Source organism: Myxacorys almedinensis A (assembly GCF_010091945.1).
Classification (GTDB): domain Bacteria; phylum Cyanobacteriota; class Cyanobacteriia; order Leptolyngbyales; family Leptolyngbyaceae; genus Myxacorys; species Myxacorys almedinensis.
Genome location: NZ_WVIE01000002.1, coordinates 27,451 through 44,808 on the forward strand (window position 1 = coordinate 27,451; position 17,358 = coordinate 44,808).

Annotated in this window: 18 protein-coding genes and 1 tRNA gene; 11 read left to right on the top strand and 8 right to left on the bottom strand. The window is 50.5% G+C overall.

All coding sequences use genetic code 11. The annotated features are described in order from the left end of the window. Nucleotides 1–42 precede the first annotated feature (42 nt). Nucleotides 43–1,554, bottom strand: coding sequence for a threonine ammonia-lyase, biosynthetic (gene ilvA, locus GS601_RS01670; protein ID WP_162421532.1), 1,512 nt, complete (start codon nt 1,552–1,554; stop codon nt 43–45). Nucleotides 1,555–1,703: 149 nt separating this feature from the next. Next, nucleotides 1,704–1,776 (bottom strand) — tRNA-Ala (locus GS601_RS01675). 121 nt (nt 1,777–1,897) lie between these two features. Here GS601_RS01675 and GS601_RS01680 point away from each other — a divergent pair. Then, nucleotides 1,898–2,959: a RuBisCO accumulation factor 1 gene (locus tag GS601_RS01680; RefSeq protein ID WP_162421533.1), complete on the top strand. Its 1,062-nt coding sequence runs from the start codon at nt 1,898–1,900 to the stop codon at nt 2,957–2,959. Nucleotides 2,960–2,988: 29 nt separating this feature from the next. On the opposite strand, the gene GS601_RS01685 is transcribed toward GS601_RS01680, so the two are convergent. Then, complete coding sequence (locus GS601_RS01685) at nt 2,989–4,665, bottom strand: glycosyltransferase family 39 protein (protein WP_202924788.1); 1,677 nt, start codon at nt 4,663–4,665, stop codon at nt 2,989–2,991. 217 nt (nt 4,666–4,882) lie between these two features. Here GS601_RS01685 and coaE point away from each other — a divergent pair, with 217 nt between their 5' ends. From coaE to GS601_RS01705, 4 genes are all read left to right on the top strand, one after another. Beyond that, on the top strand, nt 4,883–5,524 hold the full coding sequence (gene coaE / locus GS601_RS01690) for a dephospho-CoA kinase (RefSeq protein ID WP_162421534.1): 642 nt from the start codon (nt 4,883–4,885) through the stop codon (nt 5,522–5,524). Between the two features lie 98 nt (nt 5,525–5,622). Next, complete coding sequence (locus tag GS601_RS01695) at nt 5,623–6,207, top strand: hypothetical protein (protein ID WP_162421535.1); 585 nt, start codon at nt 5,623–5,625, stop codon at nt 6,205–6,207. A gap of 236 nt (nt 6,208–6,443) precedes the next feature. Beyond that, on the top strand, nt 6,444–6,641 hold the full coding sequence (locus GS601_RS01700; protein WP_162421536.1) for a hypothetical protein: 198 nt from the start codon (nt 6,444–6,446) through the stop codon (nt 6,639–6,641). 80 nt (nt 6,642–6,721) lie between these two features. After that, a complete protein-coding gene (locus tag GS601_RS01705; protein WP_162421537.1) occupies nt 6,722–7,213 on the top strand; it encodes a Tic20 family protein in 492 nt (163 codons plus the stop codon). Here the strand turns inward: GS601_RS01705 and GS601_RS01710 are convergent. Further along, nucleotides 7,210–7,998 carry a fumarylacetoacetate hydrolase family protein gene (locus tag GS601_RS01710; protein WP_162421538.1) on the bottom strand — a complete coding sequence of 263 codons (789 nt, stop codon included), beginning with the start codon at nt 7,996–7,998 and terminating at the stop codon, nt 7,210–7,212. The two genes, GS601_RS01705 and GS601_RS01710, sit on opposite strands and share 4 nt — an antisense overlap. A 188-nt stretch (nt 7,999–8,186) precedes the next feature. Here GS601_RS01710 and rpsF point away from each other — a divergent pair, with 188 nt between their 5' ends. The 3 genes from rpsF to GS601_RS01725 all read left to right on the top strand — a co-directional run bounded on the left by rpsF (nt 8,187) and on the right by GS601_RS01725 (nt 9,740). Then, nucleotides 8,187–8,507, top strand: coding sequence for a 30S ribosomal protein S6 (gene rpsF / locus GS601_RS01715; RefSeq protein WP_162421539.1), 321 nt, complete (start codon nt 8,187–8,189; stop codon nt 8,505–8,507). A 125-nt stretch (nt 8,508–8,632) separates the two neighbouring features. Beyond that, a complete protein-coding gene (locus tag GS601_RS01720) occupies nt 8,633–8,836 on the top strand; it encodes a chlorophyll a/b-binding protein (RefSeq protein WP_162421540.1) in 204 nt (67 codons plus the stop codon). Between the two features lie 316 nt (nt 8,837–9,152). After that, nucleotides 9,153–9,740, top strand: a complete 588-nt coding sequence (locus GS601_RS01725) for a hypothetical protein (protein WP_162421541.1) — start codon at nt 9,153–9,155, stop codon at nt 9,738–9,740. A gap of 133 nt (nt 9,741–9,873) precedes the next feature. Here the strand turns inward: GS601_RS01725 and GS601_RS01730 are convergent, their stop codons facing one another. The 3 genes from GS601_RS01730 to pds all read right to left on the bottom strand — a co-directional run bounded on the left by GS601_RS01730 (nt 9,874) and on the right by pds (nt 12,793). After that, nucleotides 9,874–10,257 (bottom strand): WecB/TagA/CpsF family glycosyltransferase, encoded by a 384-nt coding sequence (locus tag GS601_RS01730; protein ID WP_238392893.1) that lies wholly within the window; start codon nt 10,255–10,257, stop codon nt 9,874–9,876. Between the two features lie 152 nt (nt 10,258–10,409). After that, a complete protein-coding gene (crtB, locus tag GS601_RS01735) occupies nt 10,410–11,339 on the bottom strand; it encodes a 15-cis-phytoene synthase CrtB (protein WP_162421746.1) in 930 nt (309 codons plus the stop codon). Nucleotides 11,340–11,368: 29 nt separating this feature from the next. After that, the gene (pds, locus tag GS601_RS01740; protein WP_162421542.1) at nt 11,369–12,793 is read right to left on the bottom strand and encodes a 15-cis-phytoene desaturase; all 1,425 of its coding nucleotides are present in this window, start codon (nt 12,791–12,793) and stop codon (nt 11,369–11,371) included. A 165-nt stretch (nt 12,794–12,958) separates the two neighbouring features. On the opposite strand from pds, the gene GS601_RS01745 reads away from it, so the two are divergent. Continuing rightward, nucleotides 12,959–14,311 (top strand): hypothetical protein, encoded by a 1,353-nt coding sequence (locus GS601_RS01745; RefSeq protein ID WP_162421543.1) that lies wholly within the window; start codon nt 12,959–12,961, stop codon nt 14,309–14,311. Between the two features lie 19 nt (nt 14,312–14,330). Here the strand turns inward: GS601_RS01745 and GS601_RS01750 are convergent, their stop codons facing one another. Further along, nucleotides 14,331–15,392, bottom strand: coding sequence for a hypothetical protein (locus tag GS601_RS01750; RefSeq protein WP_162421544.1), 1,062 nt, complete (start codon nt 15,390–15,392; stop codon nt 14,331–14,333). Nucleotides 15,393–15,557: 165 nt separating this feature from the next. On the opposite strand from GS601_RS01750, the gene GS601_RS01755 reads away from it, so the two are divergent. Both GS601_RS01755 and cobA read left to right on the top strand, forming a co-directional pair. Beyond that, nucleotides 15,558–16,292: a sirohydrochlorin chelatase gene (locus GS601_RS01755; protein WP_162421545.1), complete on the top strand. Its 735-nt coding sequence runs from the start codon at nt 15,558–15,560 to the stop codon at nt 16,290–16,292. A gap of 186 nt (nt 16,293–16,478) precedes the next feature. After that, a complete protein-coding gene (gene cobA / locus GS601_RS01760; RefSeq protein WP_162421546.1) occupies nt 16,479–17,294 on the top strand; it encodes a uroporphyrinogen-III C-methyltransferase in 816 nt (271 codons plus the stop codon). Nucleotides 17,295–17,358 lie beyond the last annotated feature (64 nt).

Genomic DNA, 17,358 nt, shown 5'->3' on the forward strand with positions numbered 1-17,358 from the left:
ACAGGTAGGAAACTGTGCTTTTTTGGCTCATCAAGGCAGGAACTATCCCAGAAATAATTTATAAGCGGGATTTTGGCTTTCATTCCAGTAGCGATACCCCAAGGTATCCAGAAAGGCTTGCCACTCTGCCATTTCGTCGGGTGGAACTTGCGTTCCGATGACGATGCGCCCATAGTCTGCGCCATGATTGCGATAGTGAAATAGGCTGATATTCCAATCAGGACTCATGCAGTTCAAGAATTTGATCAGTGCTCCTGGGCGCTCAGGAAACTCAAATCGATAGAGCAGTTCATGGTCGGCGAGGGAGGATCGTCCGCCGACCATATGTCTTAAATGCAATTTCGCTAATTCATCATCCGTTAAGTCCATGGTTCTAAATCCATGCGCCTCAAAGGTCGTAGCAATGTGAACGGCATCGGCTCGGTCTTGAATCTGCACACCCACAAAGATATGTGCTTCTTGATCGTCGGCAATGCGATAGTTAAACTCGGTGAGACCGCGTTTGCCAATGCACTCACAAAACTTGCGTAAACTCCCCCGCTCTTCGGGAATGGTGACAGCAAAGATCGCTTCGCGCCGTTCTCCAAGCTCGGCGCGCTCTGCAACAAATCGGAGCCGATCGAAATTCATATTTGCTCCGCAGGCAATGGCAATTAGGGTTTGATCTTGAATGTGTTCTCGCTCGACGTAGGTTTTTGCCGCCGCGATCGCGAGTGCCCCCGCTGGTTCTAAAATCGAGCGAGTATCTTCAAAGACATCTTTGATCGCGGCACAAATGCCATCGGTATCAACTAGCATCACCTCATCGACATACTGCTGACACAAACGAAAAGTTTCAACTCCAACTTCTCGCACTGCAACCCCATCAGCAAACAAACCAACCTGCGGCAACTTAACTCGGTGTCCTGCTTGCAATGATTGATGCATCGCATCTGCATCAACAGGTTCAACACCAATGATCTTGATTTCTGGGCGCAATCGCTTCACATAAGATGCAATTCCAGAAATCAATCCGCCTCCACCAATCGCCACAAAAATTGCATGGATAGGGTGTTGACATTGCCGCAAGAGTTCCATACCAATTGTGCCCTGTCCAGCAATGACATCTGGATCGTCAAAAGGATGAATAAATGTCAAATTTTTCTCTGCTTCTAGCTGACGAGCATAAGCATAAGCATCATCATACGTATCACCGTATAAAACAACTTCTCCGCCCCGTGCTTTGACCGCATCAATTTTCACTTCCGGCGTTGTTTGAGGCATGACAATAATTGCCGTTGTTCCTAGCCGCTTTGCCCCTAGCGCAACGCCTTGAGCATGATTTCCCGCAGAAGCGGCAATCACGCCCTGTTTAAGCACATCCAAGGGAAGCTGCGCCATTTTATTGTAGGCACCCCGCAACTTAAAGGAAAACACAGACTGCATATCTTCCCGCTTGAGGAGAAGCCGGTTGTTGAGGCGTGTTGATAGATTGGGTGCGTAGTCTAGAGCCGTCTCTTGAGCCACATCGTACACACGGGCAGTGAGGATGCGTTCGAGGTAATCGGGATGCATGGCGTGAATAGTAGAGTAAACCCAGGAATAGAGTAGACCCAGAATGAGACCCCATTTTACCTCAGGGCTGATCTGCCACTTCAGAATTGAGATACTCTCCTGACACTGCCCTAAAACACATGCAGATAAGTAACGTTTGTGTCTCACGATGGAGCTAAGGAGACTCGAACTCCTGACCCCCTCAATGCCATTGAGGTGCGCTACCAACTGCGCTATAGCCCCGCTTAGGTTTCAATCATGCCTTGACAGATAGGTATTCGTCAAGTAACGTCTTAAACTTTGGTATAAGAAGGAATGAAGAACACGTTTAGTAACGCATTGTGCGAGTAGAGCCTCCTATCTTATGACTGACACGCCAGAAAACGGACAAAACGTAGCTGAGCTACTGCAATCCCTCCGTCGCAAAGAGGGGAAGTGGGTTGAGTGGGCGCATGCTTGCCAAACATTGCAAAAGGCAGGATACAGCCCGCAGGCAATTTTTGAAGAAACGGGGTTTGAGCCGATTCAGCAAAATCAGATTGTGGTGGCGTCGCAAGTGTATGACACGCTGCTGGCGGTTGGCGTATCAGATGCAGTGAAAGAGTTTTTTGGGCAGCGAAGTAGCGATATTCTCTACGAGTTGCGGATTTTAACTCAGCGCGATCGCGCCTCTGCTGCCGAATTGGTCTTTGCTCATAAGCTTGATGCTGATGAAGTGCATGAGGTGGCTCGCGCCCTCAAGGACTTTTCTCGATTTGGCACTCCGCCCGACGAGTTTACGACTCATCCTGGAGATGGGGTTGCCTACCAGGCGTGGAAAGCAGCAAAGCAAAAAACTGACTTGCAAGAGCGATCGCGGCTGATTGCCAGAGGGCTAAAGTTTGCTCACAGCGCCACTGCTCGCCAAGCTGTAGAGAAACTGTTAACTGATTTTACGGTGACGCCGAGCCGCCCGGCTCCTCGGTTGCCGCTCTATCGATTAGAGTCGGATGAGGAACTGCCGCGGATTGTGCCAGTTGTAGGGAAATTACCCCTCACTAAAGCCGACTTAGACGCTGTGCCCATGGTCGAGGAGGTTGGAGCCTTTCACCTGGTGCAGTTTTCTGGAATTGGTGCATGGGTGACATTGCCCGGATGGCAAGTGGTTCGCACAGCAGATGACCCGATCGCACTGCTGTGTGACAGCGACAAACTGCCCAATCCCCCATCAGGGGTGGCTGAAGAAGTGGTGGTAGTCATCGATCGCGCTCAGCGTGACTGGCAAGCAGATAGCTATTTTCTGATGGCAGAAGACGACCAGCTTCGCTTGCGCTGGTTTGAAGAAGCACCGGAGGTGGCTTTGTTGGGTCGGGTGGTGCTGGTGATGCGTCCCAAGAAGGTGTTGGATGAGGACTACACCAAGGAGTTATGGCAGATCGACGAATAGCCAGTAGAGCCAGTAGAGCTTCTATAAAGCTACTTGTCGCAATCGTATCCCTGATAGGGAATGCCAATCCGGTGATAATTGGCTGTATTCAACCTACACAATTTTCCGCCCGTCGAAAGCATTGCTGGAAAGTCTGTTTGTCGCAATCCTGGAGCAATCATCCATACGTGGTGGGGAGGCTGCTGAGGGTTTAGGGCTGAAAGGGATTGCCAGAGCGCGTTGTAGCCCTGCAATCTGCTCACAAACGCAAAGGTTTCTTCTGGAGGTAGCGCCAACGCAAAGCTCAAGCCTAAGGCAATGTCCTGGAAGTCTTTATATGCCATAATTACCAACGATCTACCGGGGGCGTTCATGGTTTGAGCCACGTTACTGGGTTCATAGGGTTTTAGAAAAACCAGATTATAAACAACAAACCCACAACTCAGAACACCAACCACAAAAACGATCACAGAGGACAGCGAGGCGAGACGTTTATCTATTTTTGGAGCCTTGGTATTTTTCGCCCAAAGGCTTGCACCCACTAGCGCACAGACCGCTGGAAAGTAAATGAAATTGTATCGAGGAACCTGAGTGATATCTTTGTTCAACCCGTAGACGATCGCTAGAAATTCCACCACAACACAGGTGACAAACCCCATGAGCATCACGGTTTGCCAATGGGTTTTTGGATCGAGCCACAGCCAGCGCAGCCCTGCGATGATGCGCCATCCCAACCATCCTCCAAACAGCAGCATCAACACACCGGCTGAGATGGCAATGCCCAAAGGTTGGTTCTCCACAGGAAGGGCGATCGCCATCACCAGCCACCCTGCCACAAGCTGATAGAGGGGCGCGATCGCAGCTAAAATTCCGGTGTGGGACGCTTTTAACCAGTCGGTTTCTGACCGCCCGATATGACTGAGGAAGGTTGGCAATCCTGGTAGATAAAACAGCGCCAGCAGGGCGATAGATAGCACCAGGGTTCTGCCATGGCGACGGCTGCCAACGCCACGTTGACACTGCCAACCATACAGACCGATCAATGTCACGACTTGAGCAATGACCGCTAAAACGAAAAAATAGTGAACATAAAATCCAATTCCATTGACAATGCTCCAGCCTATCCAAATAGCAGGTCTGATCTGTTGTTTGTGTAAATCTTGTTGAATTTGGATCAGCCCCAGCAACGCGATCGCAATCATCACCATTGGAACGGTGTAGTGTCGCGCCTCCTGAGAGAGATACACAGCAAACGGAGACACCGCCATCACCAACGCCGCAAAGACTCCGGCGGTTTTAGAGAACGCAATCCGGTTTAAGGTGTACATGACCCCAATCGACACAACACCTGCGATCGCAGGTAACGCCCGCAACTTCCACACCCACGATTGCTCGATCGGTGCGACCCAGCCCAGCCAACTGTGCAACCAGCAGAAAAACAGAGGCGGATGCACCGACTGCACCGAAATGGTTTGAGCAATTCCTGCACAGGTGGCAGCACGGTTCCACTCAAAGAGTTGCTCTAAGGTAGACAGCGTAACTGCTTCGCCTAGCGGCACATCATAGTAGCTGCGCCCAAAGCTAAACAATGCCGTAATCACTTCATCCATCCACAACGGCTTGAGATCCAAATTCCAAAACCGCAGCGCTGTCCCCACTAAGACGATTCCGACCAAGAGCAGATAGTGCAAGGCAATCTCAGCAATAATCAAGACTTCAGACTGCACTTTACACTAGAAACCAGTGGAATGGGTTGGCACAGCCCAAAGCCCGAACTGTCTCTAGGAGTCTGTCAAAGTTGAAATGAGGGATTAGGAGTGGATGGGTTAGAGAGTCGATGGGTGGATGGGTCGCTCAGTAATCCAGCCCATCGGCTCCTCCACTCATGCACCCCTCCACTTAACGTTGACAATCTACTAGCCCAACTTCCTATGACAGAAACCTATGACAGAAAAACCCAATCCGCGCATTATTGGTTTAACGGGCGGCATCGGCATGGGTAAAACCACGGTTTCGACCTATCTTGCCAACCGCTATCTCCTGCCGATTTTAGACGCCGATCACTACGCCAGAGCCGCCGTTCAGCCGGGAACACCGATTCTCGCTGCGATTCGCGATCGCTATGGCACCCCCATCCTGCACCCCGACGGCAACTTGAATCGCCGCCGCCTAGGAGACATCATCTTTCAAAATGCCACCGAACGAACCTGGCTAGAATCGCACATTCATCCCTACGTGCGGCAGGCAATGACCCGCGACCTCTCAGAGCTTTGCAAAGCGTCCCAGACAGACTCGCCCAAGCCAGAGGCGACGATCGTACTGGTCATTCCCCTTCTGTTTGAAGCCGGTTTAACCGATCTCGTTGACGAAATTTGGGTCGTCTACACCTCCGATGACCAGCAAATTCAACGCCTCATCGAGCGCGAAACCCTAACGTCAGAGCAGGCGCGCGATCGTATTAAAAGCCAAATGCCGATTCAAGAAAAGTGCGATCGCGCCCATGTGATTTTAGACAACTCCTCCACGGTTGCCGCCCTGCTCAAACAAGTTGATCACGCCCTGCACACCCAATTTCATCCCCATTGACAAAATTCTGCAAGCGGCGGCTAGACTGAGCTATGGTAATCATTTCCTCGTCACCAGATTTTAACCGGCGGTTGAAAAACATTTGTTGAGAAACATTTATGGGTACAACACTAAAGCAGATTTCTACTTACTTAGATACAAAAGGCTGGAAATATAAGGTAGATGAGGCAGGATGCCGCATTCTCACCGGCGTCTACGGTGAGCATATAGAAGACTTCTTGATTGTGATTCAACTTGATGAGAACGGCGAGTTCTTCGAGATTTTTGCCCCGCGTGTGCTGGCAGGCGTCAAAAACCATCCCCACAAAGCGGCTATTCTCCAAACCATGCTTTGCATCTCGTGGGAAACGAAAATGCTGCAATGGGAGTACGACCCCTCCGATGGCGAAATTCGAGCCATCATCGAGTTTCCTCTAGAAGACTCGACGCTAACCGAGCGGCAATTTAATCGCTGTCTGCATAGCCTCGTGCAACTCGTCGATGAGTTGGCATTGCCCCGCTTGAAGGCAGTTATGGAAACAGGCGAAGATCCGGGTGACCTTGAAGAAGGAGAACGGCTCTTGCTCGCGCTGCAAGAAGAATCTCCGGGTCTGCTCAGTGTTTTAGAGCGAGCCATGGAGGCGCGCAAACGTCGCGGCAGAGTTGCACCCCCTGAAGAAATGGAGCAAGACGGCTCAAGCTGAATGCCCGTCCACAAACGGCTAGCTCGGAAGGCGCGATCGCAGATGTTTCCGGAGAGCAGACCCCGCATCTAGATCACAAATTACGTTAAGTGGTATCAAAATTACCTAACGTTTCAGGGAACCTGCTCTAGAATTGAGCTAACGCTTAAAGAGCTTAGGCAACGTGAGGACGGCTCTAAGACAGAAAAATCGGTAAACCGGTGGTTCTACTCTCTTGGCTCTAAGAGGGGGTATGTATGTTAGTCATCCTGATCGGCGATCGACCCATTTCTCCAGAACACGTTTGTCAAACCTGCCTGTTGGCAGATCAAAGCGGACAACCTCGCTGGCAACAGGGGCAATTGCGGTGCGGGCAAACGATTCGGCGGCGGGGCGAGCAACTCCCAGAGCAGTACCAGTGCCAGATGGGATTTCGGGTGGCAAAGATCGAGTAGATACAGGAAACAAGGAACTGCGCTATTCTGTGCATAGCAGATTTGCACATTATCAACGCAAAATTTTAGGAGAATGATCCATGACTTGGCGCGGGTCTACTACAGTATCTGATCGTATTTTTGCCTGCCTTGCCTACTTTATCCCCCTTTTAGATCTCGTGGTGCTGGTGGCAACGCCCCTGAGTGGCTCGTTTTTGAGTCCTCTGTTAGCTTTGTTGGCGGTTCCTCTCGCTCCTCTATTTTTGCTCTACAGTAGCATTCCGTTCGCGTCGCTGATTCTCTTTTTTGCGCTGTTTTTGCTGGTGGTTAGAAACGAAAGTATTCCTCACTTTATTCGGTTCAACACGATGCAAGCGCTGCTGTTTTCAATTGCGCTGAGTTTGCTGGGCATCATCTGGAGTGCGATCTTAGCCCCCATTTTTGGTGTGGCAGGGTTGCTGACGCAAACTCTGTTTAACGCTATTTTCCTGGGAACGATCGCTGCGATCGCTTACTCCCTGGTTCAATCAGCGCTGGGGCGCTACGCAGAAATCCCAACCATTTCTGATGCTGTGCATATGCAGGTTCGCTAGTTGGGTTTAGAGGGGCGCTGCGCTACAGAGTTTTCCAAAAAGCCAATCCCCTCAATTTCGATGCGAATGCGATCGCCGATCTGCATGGCTCCGATTCCGTCTGGGGTGCCCGTCAAAATGACATCTCCTGGAAATAGCGTCATAACTTGGCTGATGTACGACACCAGCACATCCGGCGAAAAGACCATTTCATTGATGGCAGACGATTGCACCGGGGTGGGGCTGTCGTTGAGGAAGGTTTGCAGTCGTGCGCCGGGGTTCACTTCTCGCACCACCCATGGACCGAGCGGACAGAAGGTATCAAACCCTTTGGCGCGCGTCCACTGTCCATCTTGGCGCTGCAAGTCACGGGCGGTCACGTCGTTGGCGATCGTATAGCCCCAGATCTTGCTGTGGGCTTCTTCGGGGGTGCAGGCATAGGTGCGATCGCCGATCACCAAAGCTAATTCTCCTTCATAATCTACCCGCTCAGACTGAGGCGGGTAAAAAATCTCTGCCTCTGCTGCAATCACCGTCGTCGGCGGCTTTAGAAACAAGAGCGGTTCTTGAGGAACAGGCGTCCCCATTTCTGCGGCATGACTAGCATAGTTTTTACCGACCGCAATAATTTTTGAGGGCGCACAGGGAGCAAGGGTCTGATAGTCTCCTGGCACGAGGGCTAGATCGGTAGGCTGCCCTTTAAGCCAAGGCGGAGCGTCTAAGACCTGTACGGCGCGATCGATTTGCAGTAACCCATAATAAATTTTTCCGTCTGCCGTCTTTACTCGAACATACCGCTGAGCCATAGATGTACCAATATCCTTCTGGAGTGATCGGGTAGATTTGAAGCGATTGTGTTTAAAAACTGGTATAGAATTATAAGTCCTTGCTTTTTCATTATTGGTGAATTTAACGGTCGATCAAGTGCCGCTCAGCACCGATCTGCCTGTTCTACCCGTCTAGAAAGAGCCATTTTGTCCACAAGGAGACCTCCATGAGCAACCTTTACGAAACAATGTACATTTTGCGTCCGGATCTCAACGATGAGGCAACGGATCAAACGATCGAGAAGTACCAAACCATTTTGCGGGATAATGGTGCAGAAATTTTGGAAACTCAGCACCGGGGTAAACGCCGCCTTGCTTATGAGATCGGCAAGCAGCGTGAAGGGATCTACATTCAGATGAATTTCACAGGCGATGGTAGCCAAATTGCCCTAATGGAGCGGGCAATGCGCCTCAGTACTGATGTGATTCGCTTTATGACGGTGAAGCAAGAGCCTCAAGATGCCGTAGAAGAACCTGCTGAATCGTAAGGGGTTGTGCTAAGGCAGTTCTGTTCCTAAAGCAGAACAGCGAGATTAGACCTATAGGTATAGGGCAAGCTCGGCGATCGTTCCTACTATGTAACGTATAGTGAAGTTAATTTGGAATTTGAGCCATGCAAAGTCGTCCTAGTACCGATTTACCTCCTGTCGCTAGTGCATACAACGGCAAAGATCGTAACGCTTTCTTGTTTGGTTGGAATCCTCAAGCTGAGTTGTGGAACGGTCGTCTCGCGATGATTGGGTTCACGGCTTATCTACTTTGGGATCTGGCAGGCTTTAGCGTTGTGCGCGACATTCTGCACTTGGTTGGTTATTAATCGCCCAATTACCTGATTTAGCTGTTCAGATTGGCTTAGTCGAATTGCGTCCTCGTTCCTTTAGTCGTTAGGAGCGGGGATTTTTTTAGGTAAGAAATTGCAGCAAATCTAAATTTCAACCAAATTTTCCCTGTACCTTCTCAGAAGTAAGGTATGTTCAATCGAGGGGAGTGGTTCTGCAATTTCTTTAGGTTTTACAGTATTTTTGCGGCGAGTGTGGTGTATCGAACAACTTACAACATCGTGATTAAAACAAGCTTGTTCGTTTGAACAATACTTTTAATTCCGCGATCGCTCTACTCCAGGGATGTTGATCATGTTTCAAAAGATTTTAGTTGTGTTGGATACAGCAGATACCAACTCATGCGTCTCTGCGATCGCGTTAGCCTATGCCCAGTCACTCAGCACGTCGCTGCATTTAGTCTATCCGTTCAGCATCGATAGTTGTCACTGTTCGAGCAATCTGCCTCAATCGAGTCTGACTCATTCTGTCAACAGTCGAGCATGTACAAATTTGGCTTTTCCCGCTTTAGAGTGCTGTCAAAATACCTCAGGTCAGCGCCAAGTTACTTTAGATCAAAGGGGCATCGATATCATCTCGTTTTGCTATATTTCTGGTAAATCTATTGGCAGAATTGCTAACTGCTGGAATGCAGATTTAATTATTTTGGGACAGACATTAGAAACTGCTGATTGGGTGAATCAGGAGCGGTTGGCGGATCAGGTCAGTCGCTATGTTTCGTGCTCTATTTTGTTGGTGCAGCAACATATTGAAAGTCAAGTTACTTCAATTCAAATGATGCTGCAACCCACGCAAACTACGACCCAAAATGCGACGTTGAGAGAACCAACCCGCACAACTTTAAGTGTAAAAGAGCGCTTGGAAGAACTCTACAGAATGTAGACCGGGCGAACGTAAAATTGAAGAACTTTTAGGTTGTTGATCTTACGTGAGTTCGCATACCTGAACAATAAAATTTTTGAGCTAGGTAGGCATCAGAGAAAGCAGTAAGCGAGAGTATCTCTTACTGAAATGATCAATTCCTTTTGAGTTTCTGTTTCAAGATGAACCAAAAAAATGGCAAATCATCAACAAAATAACGCCTCCATAGCCGTTTGGGTTCGCAGTATAGACGATAAAGCCACTCAATCCCTGCGTTGCTCATCCATTGTGGCGATCGCGGTTTGTTGCCTGCCTCAAAATCAATCGACGCTCCTACCGCCATAAAAATATCGATCTGAGGTAACTGGCTTTTGTATTTAGAAATCCAAATTTCTTGCTTGGGCGCACCTACCCCAATCACTAACACAGTTGCCGTTGAGCGATTGATCCGCTCTACAATTAGACGGCATTCTGCCTCATTTTTCTCAAACCAAACGACGGAGAGTATGCTTCTACAACAATGTTTCGCCCAATGCAAAGCAGGCGTCTCAACGCAAGGCGCTCTGGGAGCAATATGTATAAATCGCTACAATGCTTTTCTATAAAGTTCCCATTCTGTCTCGGCTTTCAGAACTAAATGCCAATCCGTGGACTGAATTTACCAAACTTGCACTCTAGTAACCCAAGGGTTCACAAAACCTTTGCTCTTAGCCACGCGATCGGCAAAGACAACATTTTCTTACGACCCGACACATAGGCTCTCTGCTCGAAGTTATCGTAGCCGTTGCGCTCAATCACATCCAGAATTTGGCTGTACAGCATCAACGCTGACCACACCGGCAAGCGGGCGTCTTCACTCAAGGCGCTAATCCCCTGTTCAGCTAAGGTGTAAAATTTGCGTGCCCGCTCGATTTGAAACTGCATCAAGGCTTTCCACCGCTCGTCTACGACCCCTTTGATCAGATCGTCTTCGGTATAGTCGAATCGTACTAAATCTTCCATTGGTAGATAAATGCGACCGCGACGGGCATCTTCACCCACATCCCGCAAAATATTTGTGAGTTGGTTGGCAATGCCGAGCGCGATCGCTTCATCGATCGGCGTCTTTGCCGCCGGATCATCCCAAGGAGCAGATTGAAGCCGTTGATCAAGCCCCATCACGGCAGTAGACATCAGCCCCACCGTGCCAGCGACTCGGTAGCAATATAGCTCCAACTCTTCAAAGGTTTCGTAGCGGCTGCGGTAGAGATCCATACGCTGCCCCTCGATCATGTCGCGGAACGGCTGAATATCGAGAGAGAACTGCTCAATGGTGTCTACCAGCGCTACATCAAAATCATCGTCAGGATGCCCTGCAAAGATCTTTTCTAGCCGCTCTTCCCACTGGTCTAGGGTTTCATTGGTGGTTAGACTCGCCGCCGGACCATCGACTAGCTCATCCGTGCGCCGACACCATACATAGATTGCCCAAATTGCCCGACGCTTCGGGGGAGGCATCAAGATGGTTCCCAGGTAGAAGGTCTTAGAGTATTCGGCGGTAATGGCGCGACAGCGTTCGTAAGCCTCCTCCACGGAAGCCAAGGTTCGCTGACAGAAAGAAGATTCGGGCAATTGTAGCATTCTCACGCAGATGGGAAGGTTGACAAGTCCTAATTGCTACTGGCGACTAAGCTACGCGGGTCGCCTTCGGGCACCGTGGGCGGTTGGGTGTTTGTAATCGCCTGCGCTGTCAGCTTACCAGAAAGTACAGCCCCTTCCATACTGCCTAAGTAGCGCTGCATCGTATAACTTCCTGATAAAAAGAAATTTGCGATCGGGGTGGCTTGGGACGGACGATAAGCTTGGCGACCCGGAGAAGCAGTATAGACCGATCGTGGCGTTTTCACGACCTTATATTTTCTCAGTTTGGCAGGATTTTCGCCGCTGAGGTGCTGTGGAAACAGCCGCGTTAATTCTTGCATCGTGGCGGCAATGATAGTGGCGTCGGGCTTGTCAATCCAATCTTTAGCAGGGGCAAGCACGAGTTCTAGCATCGAACGATTGGGGTCTTCGTAGGCTTTGCAGGTGATGCTCATGTCGGCATAGACGCTGAGGAGATCCGATCGCGAGAATAATAAGTGATCGATATCAGTGAGCTTGCGATCGAACCACAAATGCAAATTGATCACCGGCACCCCTTCTAGCCCGTCCAGCTTTTGGAAGAACTCCAGGTCTTTCCAAGGGACTGGCATCAAGACTTTCATCACATCTACAGATAGGGCTGAAACGTAGAGATCCGCCGTCAGCACTTGATCGGGTGCCCCATTTAGCCCGTGCATCAAAAATGCCTGAACGGTGCGATCGCTGTTGAGCAACACTTGCTTAAGAGGCTGGTTGAGATGCACCTCGCCGCCCCGCTCGGTAACGTAATCAACCATGGGCTGACACAGCCGCTCGGTGGGAGAGCCATCTAAAAAGGCGATTTTAGAGCCGTAGCGTTCTTGCAAAAATTTATTGACCGCCGTCAGAATAATGGTTGCAGACACATCTTCTGGATCAATAAACGTGAGAGCCTTTGCCGCCGCGATAAACACATCAGAACTGACTCGCTGATCGATTCCCTGCCGCCGGAGCCATTCAATCAGGCTGTATTTATCCATGGCTTCGACATACTTTTGCCCCCGCAGCACACCCGGCCACAACCCCACCGCAAAGCGGATTTTCTGCTCCCATGTCAGCATGTCATTGTTGCGGAGAATCGACAGGATGACATTAAACGGCGCAGGAATATCCGGAACTTTGAAGTAGGAATAGGTTCCTGGTTTCTCAGGTTGGTTGAAAATCAGCGCGTGTTCTTTCCACTGAAGCCGGTCTTCAATGCCCAACTCGCTCATGAGTTGCAGCATGTTGGGATACGCACCAAAAAAGGCATGCAGCCCTGTTTCATACCAATCGCCGTCGTCGTCTTTCCAGGCGGCAACCAAACCGCCCAACACGTCGCGGCTTTCTAGAACAATGGGAGTATGCCCTGCATCAACGAGGTATTTAGCGCAGGATAGCCCTGCCAAGCCGCCTCCGGCGATCGCTACTCGCATGGGATTTTCAACACGTTTTACACGTTTGATAAGATGAATACGCCCTTATTATACGTTGCAAACTGTTACATTCTTGGACAATTTTGGCTGTGAGAATCGAGGAATGGGCAATCGGGGTTGCTGCTAAGGTAGGGAGAAGGCTCGTTGATGAACGGTAGCAATCGTATGAAAATGACCAAACGGCGATCGCGGCTCACGGCGTTTTCCTCCAAGCTTCGCGCGGCATTATTCTTAGGAGTGCTGGTAGCAAGCCTGCTGGGCATTGGGGTTGCCTGTGTGGCGCAGATGGGGTCTGAGGGCAACCCACCCGGTACAGCATTTAGCCAGGCAAGTGCGGGCGCGATCGCGCCTAGGGCAGAGAACGCCAAGAGCGCCTATGCCTTTGTCGATTCGATCGGGGTGGCAACGCATCTGCGCTACCTTGACACGACCTATGGGCGATATGGCAATCTTGTGGAACCACGATTGCGAGAGTTGGGTATTCGCCACATCCGAGATGGAGGAAACAACTCAGATTTCTTCGCAAAATTAAATCGGCTGGCGCGCTTTGGCATTCGTTCGACCCTAGTGTTTGACCCGCGCGACAAGCTGACGCCTGATAATGCGGTGTCGGTACTTAAAAAAGTGCTGCCGTCTGTGGTGGCGATCGAGGGACCCAACGAGTGGGATATCCACAACTTGACCTATAAAGGCAAAGGATTTCCGGCGGGCGTCAGAACCTATCAGACAGAGCTATATCAAGCGGTGAAGCGCGATCCGACGACGGCAAAGATTGCGGTGTTGACGCCTTCTATCGCCCATCCCGAAAATGCAGCTAAGGTTGGCTCTCTCAAGGGGGTCAGCGATTATGGCAATCTTCACATTTACGCAGGCGGCGGGGTGCCAGCGCTAGATTTTGAGTCAAAATGGATACCGCTGACGCGCAAAATGACCAGCGATCGCACGCTCATAGTGACGGAGACGGGGTGGCACAATGCAGTGAACGATCGCAACGCAGGGCAGAAAGGAGTGCCTGAGCAAGTGTCGGCAAAATACATTCCTAGAGTCTTTTTAGAGTATTTCAACCGGGGCATCAAACGCACGTTTTTGTACGAGTTGTTAGATGAGCGATCGCGGGGCGATCAAGAAAGTAACTTTGGGATTATTCGCGCCAATGGCGTTCCTAAACCTGCATTTATCGCGTTGCAAAATCTGATTCGAGTGTTGAATGATCCTCCTAACTCGGCGGCAAGTGGTTCGTTAAGCTATACCTTAAGCGGCAACGTGAGCAATATTCACCGTACGCTTTTGCAAAAGCGCAACGGCGATTTCTATCTCGTATTGTGGCTGCACACAGAGAGTAACGAGCGGCTCAAAACTCAGCGAGTGACGCTAAATTTAGGCACGCCAACGCAGCTAGCCGAAACCTATTTTCCCAATCGCTCTTCAGCAGTGATGGCGAAATATCGGTCGCCCCGGCAGATTACGTTAGATGTACCGGATGCGCCGTTGATTGTGAGAATTGCGCCAAAACGATGAGGAACGCCCATCGCATTGATTAGCGCAACGCAGGTAAGACCGCCAGATTCAACCAAACACTGCTGGCGTTCATCACCAGGCTGACCAAACCGGCTTGGATGGGCGACAAATGAGGGTGGCTGAGGCGAGCAAGCAACCAGGCTTCCGCTGCGATCGCAACTCCTCCAGAGACAGGCAGGGTGACCCACCTCGGAATGCCTGCACTAGCAGGAAACGATTCACCATAGCCGACTAAAAATGCAGCGATGAATCCAATGACCAACGCAATCGGCAACGCAATCACCCAAATTGTGAATATCCTGATTAGAACGTTGAGGCTGGTTGTCTTCATTCTTGCCAACGCAGCACTAAATGCGATCGCAATTAGCAAACTCGTTGCACCAAGAACGCGAGTTGCTCTGTATTCAAATGGTTGCAGGGATGGGAAGAAAAACCACACCACTGGAAAGGTGAACAGATTGATCAGCGCGATCGCACTTAACACCCGAACGGTAAACGTTTGAGTAAACTTTTTTCCTACAAAAAAGACAGCGGCGATCCCCACTTCGCTCACCTGGGTGATTGCTAACGCTCGCCCCGACAGTTCCCATCGGCTCGGTTTCATTGCCTGTCGATCGGGAAACACCAAAAGCTCTTCGTTCTGCGTTCTCACCAACAGATGCCGAGCCGCATATCCCGCTAGCGGATTCCGAAAATCTGTGACAAACGCTTGGCTAGAGCGCACTCGATTTTGAAACTGCCCGATCAGCTTGAGATAGGGCGCTAGAGGAGCCGCCTGAAGCGACACGCCCTGATATAAACACCGATCGGCTGCACACTCAAATCGATGAGGGGCTTCGAGCCGGGGTTGAGCCTTGAGGCAACTCGATCGCACGCAGGTTCCATGCTGCATCAACAGGGTCGGTTTTTCGCATAACGCCGTTTGGCAGCCAATCAACTGCATCCCCTCCACAGCAGGCTGATCAAGAAATGTAAACCAAAGGTAGGGGGGCGGGGCAGGCGCATTTGCCGCCACAGGGCAGGGAGATAGAACACAAATTACTGCAAAAATTAGAATCAATTTGAGGCAGTTGCGTTTCATCAAAACACATTCCACGAGACTATAAAACGGCAAATGCGCCTTGTAAGCCCTTTGTCGCTGCGATCGCAAATGATTGCAAGACTAAAGATTTAATTCACTATCGGTCAGGGCTTGCGTGAACCGTTTAGAATTTACATAGCTTCATATATTAGTGAACTTAATTTTATGTCGGTTCCTTCAGACGGGTGTTCTGCCCTAACCGCCTATTTGTTAGTCACCCACGGCAGTCCCGACGTTCGTCCTCAGCTTGCGATCGCGCAGCTTGCCCAGCGCATTCATCAACGTTCTCATGCCCTAATTGGCACAGCCGTTTTAGAATGTGCGCCGTTACCGCTCCACGAGCAGATCCGACGCTTTAGCCAACAGGCAACCGATCGGGGCATTTTTCAGGTTCAGATCGTGCCGCTGTTCTTGCTTCCTGGGGTGCATGTGATGGAGGATGTTCCCAGAGAAGTCGAGGAAGCTAGACATTTGACGACCGCTGATCTGACGTTGACGGCTCATCTAGGGAGCCATGCTGCCCTCAAAGCATTGCTGGCGCAGCGATCGCCCAAGCTCGCCGATGCTAGAATTTTGCTTTCCCACGGCAGTCGTCGCCCAGACGGAAACGTCCCAGTTGAAAAGCTTGCCCAACAGTTGGATATGTTGCCTGCCTACTGGTCGGTTTCTCCGAGTCTTGAGACCCGGGTTCAAGAGGGGGTGAGTCGCGGAGTTCGGGCAATCGAAATTGTGCCGTATTTTCTATTTTCGGGCGGCATTACCGATGCGATCGCACAGTCGGTCGATCGGCTATCTCAGCAGTTTCCAACCGTTGATCTGCACCTTGCCGCTCCGCTAGATGAGAGCAACGAATTGGCAAACTTAGTCATGAATCTCATGATAGAGCGCGTTCTCACATAAGGGTTTAGAGATGAGGGTTTAGAGATGAGGGTTTAGAGATGCTTTGGTTAGCGTCTTTTCCACCAAATTCACTCAACGAATCCTGCTTTATTGTTCATTTCGACAATCGGTAGTTGAGACTGCATTTTTCCGTAGAGTGATTGTTTAGGCTGAGCAAACGTTGCATATTCATACCCGCCCGTTTTCATGAACACTACTGATTCTAGACCCATCATCTCAACCTCTTGTGTCGGAAAAGTTTACCTTGTAGGGGCTGGACCGGGCGATCCGGGTTTATTTACCCTCAAAGGAAAAGCGCTGCTAGAGTGCGCCGATGTCGTTGTGTATGATGCGCTGGTCAGCCCGCCCATTTTGGCGATGATCAACCCTGCCGCCGAACGGATTGATGCTGGCAAACGACGCGGACGCCACTCTATGGCACAGGTGGAAATTAACCAAGTTTTGATCGATAAGGCAAAGACATCTGCGATCGTGGTGCGGCTGAAAGGCGGTGATCCGTTTATCTTTGGTCGGGGCGGCGAAGAAATGCAGGATCTCATCGCTGCCAACGTTCCGGTAGAAGTGGTTCCGGGCATCACCTCTGGAATTGCCGCGAGTGCTTATGCAGGTATCCCCCTGACCCACCGGGCATACAGTTCTTCAGTCACCTTTGTCACGGGTCACGAAGAGGCAGGAAAGTATCGTCCGGCGGTGAATTGGCGAGCGATCGCTCACGGGTCTGAAACGATCGTGATTTACATGGGGATTCACAATTTGCCTCACATTCTGGCTGAGCTAGAAGCCGCAGGCTTGGGCGCAGAAACGCCGATCGCGCTGGTGCGGTGGGGCACTCGTCCAGAACAGGAAGAACTCGTCGGCACCTTTGCAACGATCGCTCAGCAGATAGAAGCACGAGGGTTTACTGCCCCTGCGATCGCGGTGATTGGCAATGTGGTCAATCTCCATCACCTATTCTCTGACAACCGCCCAACCGTTCTAGCAGCAGACTCTTCAATCCCTTAGATCAGCGCTGCACCCCTTCTTTTAGAGCGGCACTAACCTCCACCCAGTTGAACCCAACAAAAAA